Source organism: Cupriavidus sp. DB3 (assembly GCF_020418465.1).
Lineage (GTDB): Bacteria > Pseudomonadota > Gammaproteobacteria > Burkholderiales > Burkholderiaceae > Cupriavidus > Cupriavidus cauae.
In genome coordinates, this window is the sequence record NZ_JAIZPL010000001.1 from 60,169 (window position 1) to 76,626 (window position 16,458).

Genomic DNA, 16,458 nt, shown 5'->3' on the forward strand with positions numbered 1-16,458 from the left:
GCAAATCAAAAAAATCAGTCCAGCTTGATCCCTACTGTCTTCACGACCTTGTCCCATTTCTGGGAATCGCGGTTCACGAGTTGGGCGAATTCCACCGGGCCCAGTGCGCTGGGTTCCATGCCCTGCTTGGTGATGGAATTGCGGACCGAGGGGGTTGCCACTACCGCGGCGATTTCCTGGGCGAGGCGCTTCACGGTCGGCATGGGCGTGCCGCCGGTGGTGAAGACCCCATACCAGGACACCACTTCGTAGCCCGGCACGCCAGACTCGGCGATGGTCGGCACGTCCGGCATGGTTTCCACGCGCTTGGCGCTGGTCACCGCGATGATGCGGACCTTGCCGGAGTCGGCGCCGGCCTTGGCCGACGGCAGGCTGGCAAACGTCATCTGCGCCTGGCCCGCCATCACGTCCTGCATGGCAGGCGCATCGCCGCGATAGGGGATGTGGGTGATGGCCACGCCAGCCATGCTCTTGAACAGCTCCGCGGACAGGTGCGAGATCGTGCCGTTGCCCGGCGACGCGACATTGAGCTGGCCCGGATTGGCCTTCGCATAGGCCAGCAGCTCCTGCACGGTCTTCACCGGCAGCGCGTTGTTCACGACCAGCGCGTTGGCGGACTTGGCCACCAGCGACACAGGCTGCACGCCCTTGACGGGGTCATAGGGCAGCTTGCTGTAGACCGACGGGGCGATAGCCTGTCCGCCCACCGATCCGAGCAGCAGCACCGAGCCGTTGGGCGTGGCGCGTGCCATCTCCGCGGTGGCGATGGTGCTGCCACCGCCGGGCCGGTTTTCCACCACCATGGTCTGCTTGGTGTTCAACTGGAACTGCGTGGCGACGACGCGAGCGATGACATCGTTGCCGCCGCCGGGCGCGAAGCCGACCAGCATGCGGATGGGCCCGGGAGGCAATTCCTGGGCGACGGCTTGTGTGGCAGCGAATGCCAGTACGACAGCGGGAACGATCTTAAAAAATGCCATGGTTGGTCCTCGTAGATGGGTGGAATCCTCTCAGGATGTCGCTGCTGCACTGGATCGTTGCGGCACCTTGGGCGCGGGCGGGGCTTCGATATGCCCCGACGCCTGTCGCTTGCGGTGCTCGCTTTCTAGTTGTGTTGCGCCGTACCGCATGGCAGTCCGGCGTCGCGTTCTTTGACGCGATAGTTTTTCTGGTGGCGTCGGCCAGCCGTCCTTCCGTGCCGGGCAGCTGGCCTTCGCCCCTTACTTCTTGAAACGCACCACCGCCTCGCGCGATGCCGGGGTCTGCGGCAGCGTGGCGATCTCCCCCAGCGTCACGGGCTTGGTCGGGAAGCGCAGCCGGTAGTAGCCCACATCGCGCGGATGGCGCTGCTGCTCGTCGGCGATCAGTTCGGTCACCGTCAGTCCGCAGAACCGGCCCTGGCAGGGGCCCATCCCGCAGCGCAGGAATGCCTTCATCTGGTTGGGGCCCTGGCAGCCGATGCGGGCGGCATGCCGTACTTGCTCGGCGGTGGCCTCTTCGCAGCGGCAGACGATGGTGTCGCCCACCGGGCGGCGGAACTGCGCCGCCGGGCGGTACAGCACCTCGAGGAATTCCCGGCCCCGCGTAGCCCGCGCGAGCGCGGCCTGATGCGGTGCGGCCTCGCGATCGCGAGCTGCCGCGTCGATGCGGCCCAGCGCCGCGGCGACGTGCACTGCTGCGATGCGCCCGCGGTGCTCCGCTGCCATGGCGCCCGCGATGCCCGCGCCGTCGCCGGCGATGCTCAGTTGCGGCACCGAGGTCGCGCCCCAGGCATCGACGACCGGTTCCCAGCAGTCCTGCAGGTCGTTCCACGCATGCTCGGCGCCGACAGCGCGCGACAGGTTGGTATTCGGGACCACGCCCTGATGCAGCAGCAACTGGTCAACGGCCATCGAACGGCTCTGGCCGCCCGCGGTATATCGCACTTCGGCCAGCTGGCCATTCGTGCCCGCCACTGCCTCCAGCGCGGTGACGCCGCTGACGATGGGCACCGCCTTGCGGACCGCGCGCATCAGCGTCAGGCCCTTGCCAAGGTAGGGCGATCGCAGGAAGTTCCACGCATGAGGCAGCGCCTGCAGCCATTGGCTGCTTGCCGTGGTTTCGAGAATGGCGTCCAGCTTCACGCCCGCATTCAGGTACTGATAGGCCAGCAGATAGAGCAGCGGTCCGCCGCCTGCCAGCACGGTGCGTCCTTCCGGCACGACGCCCGAGGTCTTGAGCAGGATCTGCCCGGCCCCTGCCGTGATGACGCCCGGCAAGGTCCAGCCCGGGATGGGGAAGGGCCGCTCCTGTGCGCCCGTGGCCAGGATGATGTGCCGGCAGTGCAGCAGCGAGGCCTGCGGTTCTTCCCCACCCTTGGACACGGAGTAGGCGACCTCGAAGCCCGCCGGCTGGCCGTCAGCCTGCGGCTCGAGTCGATTGATCGACCACACGGTGGCCGAGGACAGATAGCGTGCGCCGCTGCGTGCAAAGGGATCCAGCAGTTCCAGGCCGTGCCAGTAGTCGGCGCCGAGGATGTTGCGATCCTGCACCGGGGTACTGCCGACCGCGCGATAGATCTGGCCGCCCGGGGCGGGCTGCTCGTCGATCAGCGCGGTGACAAGGCCGAGGCCGGCGGCGCGGGTGGCCGCAGCCAGGCCGGCGGGGCCAGCGCCCACCACCAGCAGGTCGTACTGCGGGATCTCGGCGGAAATGGAAGCCATGTCGGAGGCCATGTCCGATGCCATATCGTTCATACCGCCACCTCGCGCGCGCCCAGCTGGCGCTGCACCGTCATGCCATCTCGCACCGGCGTCATGCACGCCTGTTGATTGGGCCGTCCGTCGATGCGCACCAGGCAGTCATAGCAAACGCCCATCATGCAGAAGGGACCACGCGCCGCGCCCGACACGGCGGTGTCGCGACAGGCCTGCACGCCGGCCGCGAACAGGGCCGCCGCGACGCTGTCACCCTCGCGGCATTCCAGCGCGACGCCGTCGACGATGACACGCACCGTGCGGCCGGCAGCTTGCACGACGGGTGCATCAAGTCTTCTGAACATGAAATCTCCGGGTCGAAAAAGTGTCCAGCTCGGGCGCCAACGCGCCGGCGGCGATCATGGGGGCGAGCGTCATCGCATGCGTGGCGGCCAGCGTCACGCCGCTGTGGCACGTCACCAGAAAGGCCCCGGGGTGGCTGGCCGATTGTTCGTAAACGGGGAAGCCATCCTGCGCGCGCACGCGCAGGGCGGACCAGGCGCGCACCGCACGCACCTCGCGCAGCGCCGGCAGCGTGCGCACCGCGCGGTCGGCCAGCGTGGCGAGGATCGGCAACGTGGTCACGTGGTCGGCGTAGCCTGCATCCTCCTGCGAGTCGCCCACCAGCCAGCTGCCTTCGTCGTTCTGGCGCAGGGTCACCATCGGGGTATCGAGCAGGCGGCGCGTGCGCTCGAGCACCAGGATCTGGCCGCGCTGCGGCGCCATCGGGAGATGGGTGCCGACCATGCGGCCCAGTTCGCCGTTGCGCAGCCCCGCGGCCAGCACGATCTTGCGGGCGCGCACGCTGCCCTTGGGCGTGTCCAGCACGAAGTCGCCGTCCGACAGCTGCGTGATGGCCGTTACGCCGTGATGGGGGAGGTAGCGCACGTCGCTCTGGCTGAAGGCGACATGGAATGCGCGCAGCAGCTTCAGCGGGTTGACGATGCCGTCGTGCGGGGTCCAGATGGCGCCGGTCACGTCGGGGCCGAGCCCGGGCACCAGCGAGGCCGCCTGGTGATGATCCAGCAGCTTCCATTCGTAGGGCTCGACGCCCGGCTGGGACATTAGCTTGTTGACCCAGGCCAGGCGCGCTTCGATCTCGTAGTCGCCCATCAGCGGGGTCAGCCCGCCTTTCTGCTCGAGCGCCACGTCGATGCCGGTTTCCGCCAGCAGTTTTGCCGCCAGTTGGGGCCACAGCCGCACGGAGCCCAGCGTCCAGCGGCTGTAGGCGCCCATGCCGTAGCCCTTGCTCTGCAGCCAGACCAGGCCAAAGTTGCCGCGCGAGGCGCGCAGGGCGACGTCGCCCTCGTCAAGCACGGCGATGGAGCTGACGCTGCCGCGCAGGCCATAGGCCACCGCGGAGCCGACCAGGCCGCCGCCGACGACGGCGACCTCGAACGTCGGATGTTGGGAGGGAGTGGAGGCGTTGCCCATTCAGCACGCCCTCGCGCGGGTCGGGAACGGGCCTTGGGCCCTGTCAAAAGTCATGTGGGGACTCGCAAATATCGCGGCAGCCCTGGGCCGGAATCGTGGCGCCGGGCCGGTGTTGCCAATGCGAGCGAGTATGCGCACCGACCCCCGATACGCGCAAATACCAATTCGTGCGGTACCTATACGAAAAGCTGATGGGGTCTGAGGTGGCGTCTGAGGTGGCGTCTGAGGTGGCGTCTGAGGTGGGATCTCAATCGGCCAAGCCTTCGATTTCCGCGTCGATGACCTCGCGCAGCCGCGCGATAAAGCGGTCCACCAGCAGATTGGCCGGCCGGTTGCGCGCCAGCAGCAGATAGCTGACGAAGGGCACGCGGGGCTCGAATGGCCGCACCACGATATTGGTGTGCCGATACATGCGGGCGACCAACGGATTGACGATGCCCACGCCCAGCCCGAGGCCGACCATATTGCAGATGGTAGCGCCGTAGGGCGTCTCGAAATGCATCACGCGGCGGTCGTCGCCGGCGAAGGCGGCATCCACGGCCGCGCGCAGCCCATCGCCATGGGCCATCGAAATAAACGGTTCGCCGGCGAGGTCGGCCGGCGTGATGACCTCTCGGGCGGCAAGCCGATGGCCGGGCGGCAGCACGCAGCAGCCGAACAGCTCGGCCACGGGATGCGCCTCGGTCACGGCGGCGGTGGGCAGATAGGAAACCAGTCCGAGCTCGCAATGGCGGTTGCCGACCTGCTCTGCCACGAGCTGGGTGCTGCCGGTTTCCATGGCGACATAGACGTCGGGATGGTCCGCATGAAAGCGTTGCAGCACCAGCGGCAATACCGTCATCGCCAACGAGGGCACCGTGGCGATGCGCAGCCGGCCCGCGCCGAACTGGCGGATATTGCGCGCGGCGTCCTTCAGGGCTTCCAACCCGACGAAGGTGCGATCAACCTCCCGCAGAAAAGCCAATCCCTCTTCGGTCGGCGCGAGCCGGCCGGCATTGCGGGTAAAGAGCGTCAGGCCGGTGGAGGCTTCCAATTGGGAGATCAGCCGGCTGACATTGGGCTGCGACATGAACAGTTCGTTGGCCGCGGCCGTCATGGAGCCCGTGCGCATTACCGCGCGAAAGGCATAGATTTCCTTGAATTTCATACCGAATCGATGAAGGGCGGATTCGGCGAATACTAGCGTTGTTTGCCTCCGGAGGCCGCAGCGAGGGCTGGGGCGGCCATTGGAATCGGCACCACGCACCAAAGGAGGCGATCGGCAGTAACCATCTGTCAGGCAGAATCGCCCGTCATTGCGAACGGCGGCCCGCAAAAAAAAGCCCTGCTGAACGATGGTCCAGCAGGGCTTTTATCGGGCGACGTTGAGGCGGTCGATCAGCGCTTCGCAGCCTGATCGCCCTTCGCGTACACGCGTTCACCGGCCACCCAGGTCTCCAGCACCTGGATTTTCCAGATGTCGGCCGGTGCGACCTTGAAGAGATCGCGGTCCACCAGGATGAAGTCGGCCCACTTGCCCGGCTCGAGCGAACCCAGCGTCTTTTCCTGATGCTGCGCGTACGCGGCATCCATCGTGAACGCGCGGAACGCCTGCGGCAGCGTCATCGCTTCCTCGGGGTGCCAGCCCTTGATGGGGCGGCCTTCATGGTCGGTGCGCGTGACCGCGGCGTGCAGGCCGTAGAACGGGTTGGCCGATTCCACCGGGAAATCCGAGCCGCCCGCGATCACGGTGCCCTGCTTCAGGAAGGTCTGCCAGGCATAGGCGCCCTTGATGCGCTCCTTGCCAATGCGGTCTTCCGCCATGTTCATGTCGCTGGTGGCGTGGGTCGGCTGCATCGACGCGATCAGGTTCAGCGTCTTGAAGCGCGGAATATCGGGCAGCGAGACCACCTGGGCGTGTTCGATCCGATTGCGCAGCTCGCGGCCGCCCACGTCCTTGTAGGCGACTTCCATCGCGTCGAGCACCTGATGGTTGGTCTTGTCGCCGATCGCATGCACATTGACCTGGTAGCCGGCCTTCAGCGCGGCCTTCACGCTGGCCTGCATCGCGGCATCGCTCATGAACAGCAGGCCGCTATGCGCGTGGTCATCGGTGTAGGGCTCCATCAGCGCGGCGCCACGGCTGCCGAGCGCGCCGTCGCCGTAGAGCTTCACGGCGCGCAGATCGTAGCGATCGTTGCCGTAACCGATCAGCGGGCCTTTCGCGGACAGCGTCTTGAAGTCCTCGCCGGTGTCGCGAATCATCCCGTAGATGCGCGTAGTCAGCTTGCCCTGGTCGGCGAACTCGCGATAGATGCGATCGTCGGCGACGGTCACGCCGGCATCGCCGACAGAGGTCAGGCCCAGCGCGTTCAGGTGAGCGACGGCGGCGGCCAGCGCGGCACGGCGATCGTCGTCGGAGTAGGGCGGGATCACGTTGTTGACCAGCGCCATGGCCTTGTCGATCAGCACGCCGGTCGGATTGCCGTTGGCATCGCGCTCGATGCGGCCGCCGGCCGGGTCCTTGGTATCACGCGTGATGCCGGCCGCCTGCAGCGCCTTGGTGTTCAGCCAGGCCGCGTGGCCATCGACGCGCACGAGGCGCACCGGACGGTCCGACACCGCGGCATCGAGCTCGGCTGCGGTCGGGAAGCGGCCCAGCTTCCAGTTCACCTGATTCCACCCATAGCCGAGCAGCCATTGGCGCTGCGGATTCTTCTTCGCATAGTCGCGGATCTGGCCCTGCGCTTCCTGCAGGGTCCGCGTGCCCGACAGCGAGATCTCGGTCGTCTTGAAGCCCAGCCGGAACACATGGCCGTGGGCATCGATCAGGCCCGGCAGCAGCGTCTTGCCCTGGCCGTCGATGCGCTTGGCATCGGGATACTTCGCGCGCAGCGCGGCGGCATCGCCGGTCTCCAATACCTTGCCCTGATCGAACACCAGGCCGCTGAAGGTGGCGATCTTGTCGTTCTGCAGCGTGTAGCCCTGTACGGACTGCACCAGCGTGGGAGCGGCGTGTGCGTGAACGGCGGCCATGGCGGCCAGCGCGAGCAGACTCGTGCGGATGGACTTATTCAAGGTGACTCCTTGTTGTTGTGCTGTTTTTTTATGATGTGTCGATGACGCCCGGGATGGCGTCGAACGCTGGCAAAGCGCCGTCATTTACCGACCGGCGGTTGTCCTTCTACCGGCCGATATGACGCGCGGCATCATAAGAGAAAACTGCGGTGCGGGAAAGGGCGAGGGATGCCTGAGGGAATGTCTGAGGGAATGCCTGAGTTAGTGCCCGAGTGAATGCCGGGGCCCGAATGCGATGCGCGAATGGCCGAGGCGCGAATGGCCGAGGCGCGAATAGTTGGCGCGAATGCTGGACTTGGAAACGCAGTACCATCGTCATACCACGCGCCATGGAGCAGGGCATGCAGTTTCTCTGGCCACAAATGCTCTGGCTGCTGCTGGCTCTCCCCTTGCTGGCAGCCGCCTACCTCTACGTGATTGCGCGGCGCAAAAAAGCCGCCTTGATGTACGCCAGTATTGCGCTGCCGCGGGCCGCCCTCGGCCGCAAGCAACGAGTGCGGCGCCACATCCCGCCGTTCCTCGTCTTGCTGGGGCTTGGCGTCGCCCTGCTGGCTTGCGCCCGCCCTACGGCCACCCTCACGCTGCCCGCCGACACCGTCACGGTGGTACTCGCGATGGACACCTCCCGCAGCATGGCAGCCGCTGATGTGGCACCCACCCGAATCGCCGCCGCTCAGCACGCCGCGCGCGATTTCATCATCGGCCTGCCGGCCAGCGTGCGCCTGGGCATTGTGTCCTTTGCCGCCACCGCGACCGTAGTGCTCTCGCCCACCGAGAGCCGGCAGGACATGCTCGACGCGATCGATCGCTTTCAACTCCAGCACGGCACGGCAACCGGCAGCGGACTGATCCAGGCGCTGGCGGTGCTGTTGCCCAACGATGGCATCGACCTGGAATCGATTATTTTCGGCGGCGAGTCGCTTGCCCCGGGATCCGGCGGCAGATCGCTGTCAGAAGCCGCCGCCGCGGAGGCCGTCCGCAATCGCGAACAGGAGCAGCCCTCGGCGAGCCCCGGCTCCTATCGGCACGGCGCAATCATCCTGCTCAGCGATGGCCGCCGCACCACCGGCCCGGACCCTCTCGACGCGGCACGCATGGCCGCGCAGCGCGGAGTCCGGGTCTACACCGTGGGATTCGGTACGCCGCTAGAGGAGGGCGCAGCGCCGCCCGGGATTTCTTCGCCTGTGCAATTGGATGAGGCCACCTTGCGGCAGGTTGCGATGCTGACCGACGGGGAGTACTTCCAGGCCAGTTCGGCGGCTGATTTGACGCAGGTCTATCGCCGGCTTACCAGCCGGTTTGCGCTGGAGCGGAAGGAGGTGGAGGTTAGTGCGTTGTTGGCGGCGGGGGCGGTGGTGTTGCTGGTGGTGGGGTGTGGGTTGTCGGTGGTTTGGTTTCGGCGGTGAGGGGGAGAGTTGGCAATCGGTTGGGCTTCGGAGAGGTCGCCCTTGATGACCACTAGCGACCCTTCTGCGACATTCACGCTTTTCTCTGCAACCGGCTGCGTGTAGGACGAGACCTGTTCTGCAGAGGCCGATATTCGATTGATGCCGCGCCGTGCTGGCGTCCGCATGGATTTGCCAGGTGAGGTCAATGTGTCGCCACAGGGCGCACAAAGGCGGTGCGCCCCAAAGGTCGTCGCGCTGGCTTGAGTGGGACAGACCCGGGGAAAATGGCGGTCGCCGCGAGGCCCAATTAACTTGCGCGATTCCGCAAGCGCGGTGGTCTCGAACTGGTGTGCATTCCGGGTGCCGGCTGCGATTCGCAAGGTGATCTACCAAACCACACGTCTTCTGAGGCAGTTGTGGCCCAAGAGGTGCAGAGCACAACGGCGACGAGCCGGCACGGCGAGACGCAGGGGACTTTATGGGGGCGAGGACGCCAAGATCGATAGCGGCCGTCGACCGCTCAGAGGTTGATCGGCGGCCCCTGGCCGCACGCCGCGCGGCGTGCCCTCCGAGCCTCGGTGAGCGCGACTACACGACGCTAGAGCCAGGTCGCGATCGCTTCCACGCACCGTTCTATGCCTTCCCTGCCCTCCGAGTATGCGCTGACAACACCCACACCGAAGGTCTCCCACGTCTCGCGTTGCTCGAGTGAATCGACATTTGACGCGCCAGGTAACAAAAGAAGAGACAATTCGGGACGACGACCATCCAGAATGAGGGAGTCGTGGTAAATGTGCGCCGATGCCATCGCTTCTAGCACATTGGTTTTTCCGCTGCGATATTTTGCATCAAGAATCAGCATCCTGTGTGTGCTTCCTCTGGACGCTACAAGTACAATGTCAGGACGCCGCTCTCCAGACAAACTCCACGCTTCTCTCTCGCTTCCTATCCCGTTGGAGCGAAACGTCGCCTGGAACAGCAGTTCAAGCTCGTCACCATTAGGCAGTCGCGCAGCCAAGCTAAGTTCAGGTGATACATTGAAACACGATTTTCTCGGCTCCAGCCTGACGCCCAACCGCGATTCCAGTGCGTTGGCCAAAGCCACATAACACCATGTTTCATAGACGCCCCATGAAGGACTGACATGAAGATGTTCCGCCGAAGCATGGTCTTCAACGCCAAGACGCAGGGCCTCCGTACCAGTGCGAAAGGCACGCGAATAGATGGGATTCGCGGCGATCTGCGTCAGGCCGGCTGCGGTGATCTCGGGCTTGTCAACAGCCCGAAACGGGTAGCGGCTTAGCAAACGTCCTACGTTCGCATCCAGAGAACGAAGAATGGTCAGACGCCGATTGCGTCGCCGGAGTGCCTCGGCATGGGACAGTTCTCCACAGTCGGACATAACCCATGATTCCAGCCCAATGATGGCCCGTCTGAATCGATTGAGTAGCGCATATATAGCCCGGTTCGCCGCAGTATCGACTGTCGCAACAGGTACGTGGGTATGCAACCGGATGGCATCGACACGCTCGTGTTCGGACAGCCGCCCCGTAGCCAACGCGACGATACGGCTGTCGCGCCGTGCAGCCACAGGCAGCCGCTTCATCCGCGCCAAGGGTAGTAGTTGCCTCATTGGCTTGAGCTTTACATGTGGTATGCGCGTGATCGATTCCACGAAGTTCAGAAAAGGGCTGCCATGCCGCTTCACGCGCTCCCAACGAACGAGGTTGTCGAATTTGCCGCTCATCCCGGCGTTGCCGAATCCGAGACAGGCGGAAGCATGCCCCAGAAGGAGCCGCTGATCGAATCGTCGGATGGCGTCAATCATCGACGAGTACTGGGCGGTCTGGAGTTTGCTGCTTGCCGGATTGACTTCAAGATAAAACGGAGTTTCTGCCCCCTTCCGGTCGACAGAAATGAGTTCGACGCGACCAGCAAAAAAGCCGGACGTCCACGTGAAATATTCACCGTGCGCTTCCGTCAACGGCACATCGTCCACATAGAGATGTGTTGCGCCGCTGACCTTGAGGAGATAGGAGGCGTCCTCCCTCAGACCGGAAATCAGCCCTCTCGGACCGATGCGGCCCAACTCTTCGCTAGTCGGGTCCGTGGTATGAATGACGAGGTGCTGCCGCGACTCCATTTTTATCGCCAGAACCGGGTCGAGCCGGCCTCATTCAGATCACGCAGCATGTCCTGTACTTTACTGGCGCATCTGGCCAGGCCATGCTCCTGGCAAATGGCCTGAGTGTGAGACATTGCTCTGGTTAGGCGATCAGAATGTTCGCCGCGCAACTTCGGTAACACCTTCGCGTATAGGACATCATCTAGCGCCTTATTGAAATCGACGCCCAATTCTTGTGTGAAAACAAGGTAACTCACGACATCATCTATTGTCCGCAATCCGAAGTGCAGACGCACCGGTTCGAGCGCCTCCATCAACTTCCTGAGGACACCTTTGACTTTATTTCGGACTTCTTCGGACACGAGGTTTGACCACTTAGGGTAGCTCTCGGGGTCGATCTTCCAGAATTCCAAGGTGTATGCGCGGTCGAGGACCTTGTCCGAGAGGCCATGAGTGGTCTCGTCCATGTTGACGGTACCGATGATGGCAAGGTTCGCGGGATATCGAATCTGACTCGGCACACCGACGACATCTTCATCCATCTGATGGAGGTCGATCACGCCCTGAGTTTCCATCGCGGACAGGATCGGGGCGAGATATTGTTCGGGATGCGACAGGTTCATTTCGTCGAGAACAGCGACGTACGGGCTCGTCGGATTCTCCGCAGCTCGCAGGAGAAGATCTAGGAAAGGCGTCCCGTCATAGACGTTCTGCAGAAGTGTGTTCATCTGTCCAAGCAGGGGAACCGTGTCGAACCAGCCTGGCTGGATTGGAAAAACCTTCACGCTTTCCTGTCCGGCTCGCTGCGGTCCGCACAGCGCCAGCGCGTAGTTGAGCGCGAGTTGAGTTTTTCCTGATCCTGACAAGCCAGCCATCACCGCGAAATGACGTACGGGATGAAACCACAGGCCACCGTGCAATTGCTCGATGAGGCCTTTGTCCCAGTTGAAGTTGCCGGCTGCAGCTTCGGCAAGACGCGATTGCAGCGTTGCCCAAGCAGGAAGGGTGAGCTTCGCATCCACCTCCTCCTGGATTTCGATCACTGTTTCGGCAACCTTGGGAAGTGTTGGCGGGTCCCACGTGATGAGATCATTCCATTGGTGGCCCTCAGCCGTTAGGGCGTAGCCGCTCGCGGGCTGGTAAGAGATGACCTGTAGGCTTATTAGCCAGCTCAGCAACGCTGACGGTGCAAAGCCTGTTGTCCAGCCGGGGTTCACGGTCTGCAGTATCGCGATGAGCTCAGCTTTGGACTTCGAGCCTGCCGCCAAAGTGCGAACGACGTAGTCGACACCCAAAATCTTCGTCAGAAGCTGGTCAGCCAATTCCTTAGGATCCTGAGAATCGAGTAAGTTGACGCCGCGAGCGGAAAGCTGATAAACGGAACCATTGCGCTTACAGAGGTCGAACTCTCGCATGACGACGTTGATGATCGTCCGTATGCTGCCGTCCACCAATGTCGGATTCGACTCGCGAATGAGGTCGCGAAAATCCTCCTCGCTTAGACCATCGCCACTCAGCGTCGGCAGGTATCCTAGGAGCGTCTGGAAGTAGCCTTTGATGGCAGTGAGGCCCTTACGGCGCAGCATGGCCGGCAATGGGACCAGGCCGTCTTCGCGAACGGCCTCCGACCGCGCAACGACAGGTTCCTTCTCATCGGTGATGCGCTCGTAGAGAAACCACGACAGACACATTTGCTTCACACTGTCCATCGTTCCTGGTTCGGCCGGGCCAACGATGGCTTTAATCATCCCACGAATAGCCACATGCATGTGAATGACATGGGCTCGCCCTTTGCCTCCCAGTGCGCGGTAAAGCTCGGTGAGCTTTCCCTCGTCTGCCAGCGTGGTAAAGAAGTCCGGAAACAGTGCGGACAACGCCCGGTTGATCTTGAGCAGTGGCCGCTTTCCGCACAAGGTGCGAAATCTGGCTGCAACTTCGTCGTGCAATTCAATAAGCCGCGCCGTTGCCTCGTCCGGGTCCGATGGAAGAGGCCTGGATGCATTCTCCGAGAACCAGGCCACGAATTCTCCATCATCGATCGCCGGCGCCACGCTGATGGTACACATGCCTGTGGCCGACACGTGGTCAGAATCGAACAAAGTTCTCAGAAAATCTTTGTTCTGGAGCTGGCCAGCGGATGCGCCGCGCGTGCCGATCAGATGGCGATGCAACCTTGGAATCCAGGTTTGGACCGCCCATGTCGGCGGCGTCTTATACAGAGACTCGATATCCGCCTGAAAGGCGGTTTGATTCAGGAGTTTCCCTGTTACTTTCGTCTGCCCCACTTCAGGAGGACTCTCTACAACGGGATTGCTATTGGAAAGAGCTTGCTCCGCATCTACAATGCTCAGGAACTCCGCAAGAGTGCCGTCGAAATTACGAAGAACATCTCTCCCTGCCAGAATAGAAGAAACAGAGAGCTTCATCGTTACGGAGTTACCGTCAGCGGTCCGGCTCACGCGCAATAAACGTTTTGCTGGTTCGATGCCATTCGATAGCCAGATCGACCACCCATCGCTTCGTGGCTCCACTTTCAATTCCGGCCGCTGTGCCATGACACCGGCAACAATTTCGTCGAAGATCATAAATCACCTTAGCTTCCGCAATACCTGGCTTGAAACACGTCTGAAGGCGGCCGAGTGTCTGCGCCGGACTTCGCAAGTCTCGAAATTGTACTCGCCAAAGTGTCATCAATTGCGTGCTGCATCGTTAAGGTGATGAATCTAACGTTCGACTAACAAGAGAGTGTTTACGTGGGCAATTAAAGCCATTCGGGGATTTGGCGACTAACACACCAAAACGCTTGATCCTACTAATCCTCTCGGGAAGGCAACGCAGGCGCATCGCCATAACATCTCGGTGGCCGTCGCCGAGTCGTAGGAAAACCGGAAGTCGCCCGCAAACGCGATGCGCACAACAAGGTGCACGTGAGCTCGCCGGACGGGATCACGACGAGTTCTGCGAAGCACCAAAATAGGGGTTTTGCGCGCCGCGACATTAATGATGGCCCGGGCGGCAACCGACATATCACATTCAGGACCGCCATGAAAGCGCCTCACATAAAGAAGCGTGCTCTACCGCAGCCTGGGTGCACGAAGGCCGCCCCTATCCTTTCCGTGCTGTGGGCAAGTGAGCGCGACGGTCGCGCGAAGAACTGTACAGAGCCCTACGAAGCGGCAAGTATCCTCACGTTGCGCATCGGGCCGATGTCGGGGTTGATCGGCCGGTCGAATGACCGCTGCCTGGCTCAGGTGAACGTCTCTTCACGGCCAAAGGCGACAGTACCGGCCAGCACATAAGCGTCGTCCGCAACTCCCGAAGAACAGCGGATGCATGGCCGCCAATTAGGTAGATATACCGGGGGACCCGCTCAGCGCACTCTAGTGATGCTGCGAATACGGCAGCGTCCATAGGAGTTCCTCCGCCGTTGATGCATTGATACTTCCATGTGGTCAGCTATCGCGGGTCGAAACTCAGTTCAAGTCGCGTGCCACCCGGCTCCATCACCATCGCGTGCCACTTGGGGCCGTTGCCGGACAGTTCCGGAGCAAACTCTACCTCAACGCCGGGATAAGCGCGAACACGTTCGAACAGGCTGCCGAGCGAGGACCGGTCCGGAACTTTCAATGCAAGGTGGTGAAGGCCGACAGCGTTCTTGCGGTCGAACGCCGCGAACGCGGTTGCATCCGCGACCTGCCACAGCGTGATCTTGGCTGTGCCGTCGGTGACGTACGCAGCGGGGTATGCAGGGTTGCTGCCGAATACGCGCCAGCCCAGGCATTCCGTAAAGAAGCGCGTCGAAGCTTCGAGGTTTGCAACGGTAAGGCCAATGTGGTCAATGCCCATGGTCGTGGCAGTCATCGCGTCTACTCCGTTTTTGTGTTGGCTGGCGAAGATTGTGGCATGCGCCAGCAGGCGGCTCATCCCTTGCGCAGCAAATCGACTTGCGTATATGATTCGTATATGAACCATATAGAGATACCGCAATGGGCATAGTCAATATCGACGACGATCTGCACGATCAAATCCGCAAGGCAAGCGCCGTGTCATGTCGGTCGATCAATGCGCAAGCGGCGTTCTGGATCAAGATCGGCATGCTGTGCGAAATGAATCCCACGCAGAGTTTCAATGAGATCGTGGCGGGGGAATTGCGGGCGGCTGGTGTGGTGTCGCAAGGCATCAAGGTCGCTTCGACATGACAAAGCGGCCGGAAGAAATCGCGATTCTGGCGGAGTCGGGCAGATTGTTGGCCCAGGTGTTTGCCTATCTAGACCGACTAAATCTGATCGGCATGTCTACCATGCAGGTCAACGACTTGGTCGACAGCTTCATCGTCAATGAGCTGCAAGCGCGCCCGGCGAGCAAAGGGCAGTACGGGTATGCGTACGCGCTGAACTCTTCTCGCAACAACGTGGTCTGCCACGGCGTTCCATCGACGTCGGACATCCTGCAGAACGGGGATATCGTCAACTTCGATATCACGTTGGAGAAGAACGGCTATATCGCCGATTCGAGCAAGACGTATCTTGTTGGCGAGGTGTCACCACTAGCCAAGCGGCTCGTGCAGGTTACCTACGAAGCCATGTGGAAAGGCATCCAGACTGTTCGCCCTGGCGCCCGGCTTGGCGATGTCGGGCACGCGATCGAGCGGCACGCGCGAAAGCACGGCTATTCGGTCGTCAGGGAATATTGCGGGCATGGCATCGGGCGTGAAATGCACGAGCCGCCCGAAGTCCTGCACTGGGGAAGGCCGCGAACAGGGTTGGAGCTGCGCGAAGGCATGGTGTTCACCATCGAGCCGATGATCAACCAAGGCGGGCACGCCGTCCGGACCGAAGACGATGGCTGGACGGTGGTGACGCGCGATGGCCAGCTGTCCGCGCAATTCGAGCACACGGTCGCTGTCACGGGGAACGGCGTGCGAGTCCTGACGTTGCGGGCCGGGGAGACGGTGCCGAATTTCGGCTCGTGATGGCGATGGTAGAGTGCATCGTTGTGCCAGCGCCCCCCTTTGATTCAGCAGATCGTCGACAAAGACAAGGAACGCGCCTGATGCGCGTGATATGACCATGCAGATTCCGGCAATCGTTCCCGCAAAAACCGCGCTGTTGGCCATGCACTATCAGACCGACATTCTGGCGTTATTTCCCTCGGTCGCGTCCACTTTGCTCTCCAATACGCGCAAGCTCTGTGACGCTGCGCGGGCCAGCGGCGTCAGCGTCTATTTCGCGAAGTTCCATTTCAGCCCCGGCTATCCGGAAGTCAGTCCGTTGAACAAGAACGGGCAGGGCGTCAAGAAGCTCGGTCTTTTCGTTGAAGACAAGGTTTCGCCTGAGCTCGGTCGGCGTGCCGACGAACCGATCATCATCGCCCACCGTGCCAGTGTGTTCTTCGGTACAGATCTGCAGGTGCGGCTGTCCGCGCAAGGTATCGATACGCTGATCATGGTTGGCATTGCGTCGACCGGCGTGATGCTGTCTTCGGTCGCGTACGCGAGCGATGCGGACTTCCGTCTGTTCACGGTCAAGGATTGCTGCTACGACGCGGATCAGGTCGTGCACGATCATCTCTTCTCGACAGCGTTTGAATCCCGTACGACGGTGCTTTCGCTGGCTGACGCCTTGGCATTGCTAGCCTGAGACTCCGGCGACTCAATCGGGATGGGTTCGGCGAAAACTTCGGAGGATGGACGGGAATGAGGCCGCGAACGCTGGCACAA

General features: G+C 62.4%; 13 protein-coding genes. 4 read left to right on the plus strand and 9 right to left on the minus strand.

The window, feature by feature from the left end; genetic code table 11:
• Positions 1-14 precede the first annotated feature (14 nt).
• The 6 genes from K7G19_RS00250 to K7G19_RS00275 all read right to left on the minus strand — a co-directional run bounded on the left by K7G19_RS00250 (position 15) and on the right by K7G19_RS00275 (position 7,226).
• Positions 15-980: a tripartite tricarboxylate transporter substrate binding protein gene (locus K7G19_RS00250; protein WP_226105101.1), complete on the minus strand. Its 966-nt coding sequence runs from the start codon at positions 978-980 to the stop codon at positions 15-17.
• A gap of 240 nt (positions 981-1,220) precedes the next feature.
• A complete protein-coding gene (locus K7G19_RS00255; RefSeq protein WP_226105102.1) occupies positions 1,221-2,702 on the minus strand; it encodes an NAD(P)/FAD-dependent oxidoreductase in 1,482 nt (493 codons plus the stop codon).
• Positions 2,703-2,731: 29 nt separating this feature from the next.
• On the minus strand, positions 2,732-3,040 hold the full coding sequence (locus K7G19_RS00260) for a (2Fe-2S)-binding protein (protein ID WP_150082418.1): 309 nt from the start codon (positions 3,038-3,040) through the stop codon (positions 2,732-2,734).
• The gene (locus K7G19_RS00265; protein WP_226105103.1) at positions 3,024-4,169 is read right to left on the minus strand and encodes an FAD-binding oxidoreductase; all 1,146 of its coding nucleotides are present in this window, start codon (positions 4,167-4,169) and stop codon (positions 3,024-3,026) included. Before K7G19_RS00265 ends, K7G19_RS00260 begins: the two co-directional genes overlap by 17 nt.
• A 247-nt stretch (positions 4,170-4,416) precedes the next feature.
• Positions 4,417-5,316 (minus strand): LysR substrate-binding domain-containing protein, encoded by a 900-nt coding sequence (locus K7G19_RS00270; RefSeq protein ID WP_226105104.1) that lies wholly within the window; start codon positions 5,314-5,316, stop codon positions 4,417-4,419.
• Positions 5,317-5,546: 230 nt separating this feature from the next.
• Positions 5,547-7,226, minus strand: a complete 1,680-nt coding sequence (locus K7G19_RS00275) for an amidohydrolase (RefSeq protein WP_226105105.1) — start codon at positions 7,224-7,226, stop codon at positions 5,547-5,549.
• 341 nt (positions 7,227-7,567) lie between these two features.
• Here K7G19_RS00275 and K7G19_RS00280 point away from each other — a divergent pair, with 341 nt between their 5' ends.
• Positions 7,568-8,632 carry a VWA domain-containing protein gene (locus K7G19_RS00280; RefSeq protein ID WP_226105106.1) on the plus strand — a complete coding sequence of 355 codons (1,065 nt, stop codon included), beginning with the start codon at positions 7,568-7,570 and terminating at the stop codon, positions 8,630-8,632.
• Between the two features lie 580 nt (positions 8,633-9,212).
• Here K7G19_RS00280 and K7G19_RS00285 read toward each other — a convergent pair.
• From K7G19_RS00285 to K7G19_RS00295, 3 genes are all read right to left on the minus strand, one after another.
• On the minus strand, positions 9,213-10,757 hold the full coding sequence (locus K7G19_RS00285) for a DUF2357 domain-containing protein (protein ID WP_226105107.1): 1,545 nt from the start codon (positions 10,755-10,757) through the stop codon (positions 9,213-9,215).
• A gap of 2 nt (positions 10,758-10,759) precedes the next feature.
• Positions 10,760-13,324, minus strand: coding sequence for an McrB family protein (locus K7G19_RS00290; protein WP_226105109.1), 2,565 nt, complete (start codon positions 13,322-13,324; stop codon positions 10,760-10,762).
• A gap of 871 nt (positions 13,325-14,195) precedes the next feature.
• Complete coding sequence (locus tag K7G19_RS00295) at positions 14,196-14,600, minus strand: VOC family protein (RefSeq protein ID WP_226106253.1); 405 nt, start codon at positions 14,598-14,600, stop codon at positions 14,196-14,198.
• 125 nt (positions 14,601-14,725) lie between these two features.
• Here K7G19_RS00295 and K7G19_RS00300 point away from each other — a divergent pair, with 125 nt between their 5' ends.
• From K7G19_RS00300 to K7G19_RS00310, 3 genes are all read left to right on the plus strand, one after another.
• Positions 14,726-14,938 carry a ParD-like family protein gene (locus K7G19_RS00300; RefSeq protein WP_150082410.1) on the plus strand — a complete coding sequence of 71 codons (213 nt, stop codon included), beginning with the start codon at positions 14,726-14,728 and terminating at the stop codon, positions 14,936-14,938.
• Complete coding sequence (gene map / locus K7G19_RS00305; RefSeq protein ID WP_226105110.1) at positions 14,935-15,711, plus strand: type I methionyl aminopeptidase; 777 nt, start codon at positions 14,935-14,937, stop codon at positions 15,709-15,711. The genes K7G19_RS00300 and map overlap by 4 nt, the downstream gene beginning before the upstream one ends.
• A 91-nt stretch (positions 15,712-15,802) precedes the next feature.
• Entirely contained in the window at positions 15,803-16,378 is a 576-nt protein-coding gene (locus K7G19_RS00310; RefSeq protein WP_370639456.1) for an isochorismatase family cysteine hydrolase, read from the plus strand.
• The last annotated feature ends 80 nt before the right edge of the window (positions 16,379-16,458 follow it).

Coding starts and splice junctions, on each gene's coding strand:
- K7G19_RS00260 (WP_150082418.1), bottom strand. CDS start 3,040: ATGTTCAGAAGACTTGATGCACCCGTCGTGCAAGCTGCCGGCCGCACG.
- K7G19_RS00295 (WP_226106253.1), bottom strand. CDS start 14,600: ATGACTGCCACGACCATGGGCATTGACCACATTGGCCTTACCGTTGCA.
- K7G19_RS00270 (WP_226105104.1), bottom strand. CDS start 5,316: ATGAAATTCAAGGAAATCTATGCCTTTCGCGCGGTAATGCGCACGGGC.
- K7G19_RS00265 (WP_226105103.1), bottom strand. CDS start 4,169: ATGGGCAACGCCTCCACTCCCTCCCAACATCCGACGTTCGAGGTCGCC.
- K7G19_RS00290 (WP_226105109.1), bottom strand. CDS start 13,324: ATGATCTTCGACGAAATTGTTGCCGGTGTCATGGCACAGCGGCCGGAA.
- K7G19_RS00280 (WP_226105106.1), top strand. CDS start 7,568: ATGCAGTTTCTCTGGCCACAAATGCTCTGGCTGCTGCTGGCTCTCCCC.
- K7G19_RS00300 (WP_150082410.1), top strand. CDS start 14,726: ATGGGCATAGTCAATATCGACGACGATCTGCACGATCAAATCCGCAAG.
- map (WP_226105110.1), top strand. CDS start 14,935: ATGACAAAGCGGCCGGAAGAAATCGCGATTCTGGCGGAGTCGGGCAGA.
- K7G19_RS00250 (WP_226105101.1), bottom strand. CDS start 980: ATGGCATTTTTTAAGATCGTTCCCGCTGTCGTACTGGCATTCGCTGCC.
- K7G19_RS00255 (WP_226105102.1), bottom strand. CDS start 2,702: ATGGCTTCCATTTCCGCCGAGATCCCGCAGTACGACCTGCTGGTGGTG.
- K7G19_RS00285 (WP_226105107.1), bottom strand. CDS start 10,757: ATGGAGTCGCGGCAGCACCTCGTCATTCATACCACGGACCCGACTAGC.
- K7G19_RS00310 (WP_370639456.1), top strand. CDS start 15,803: ATGACCATGCAGATTCCGGCAATCGTTCCCGCAAAAACCGCGCTGTTG.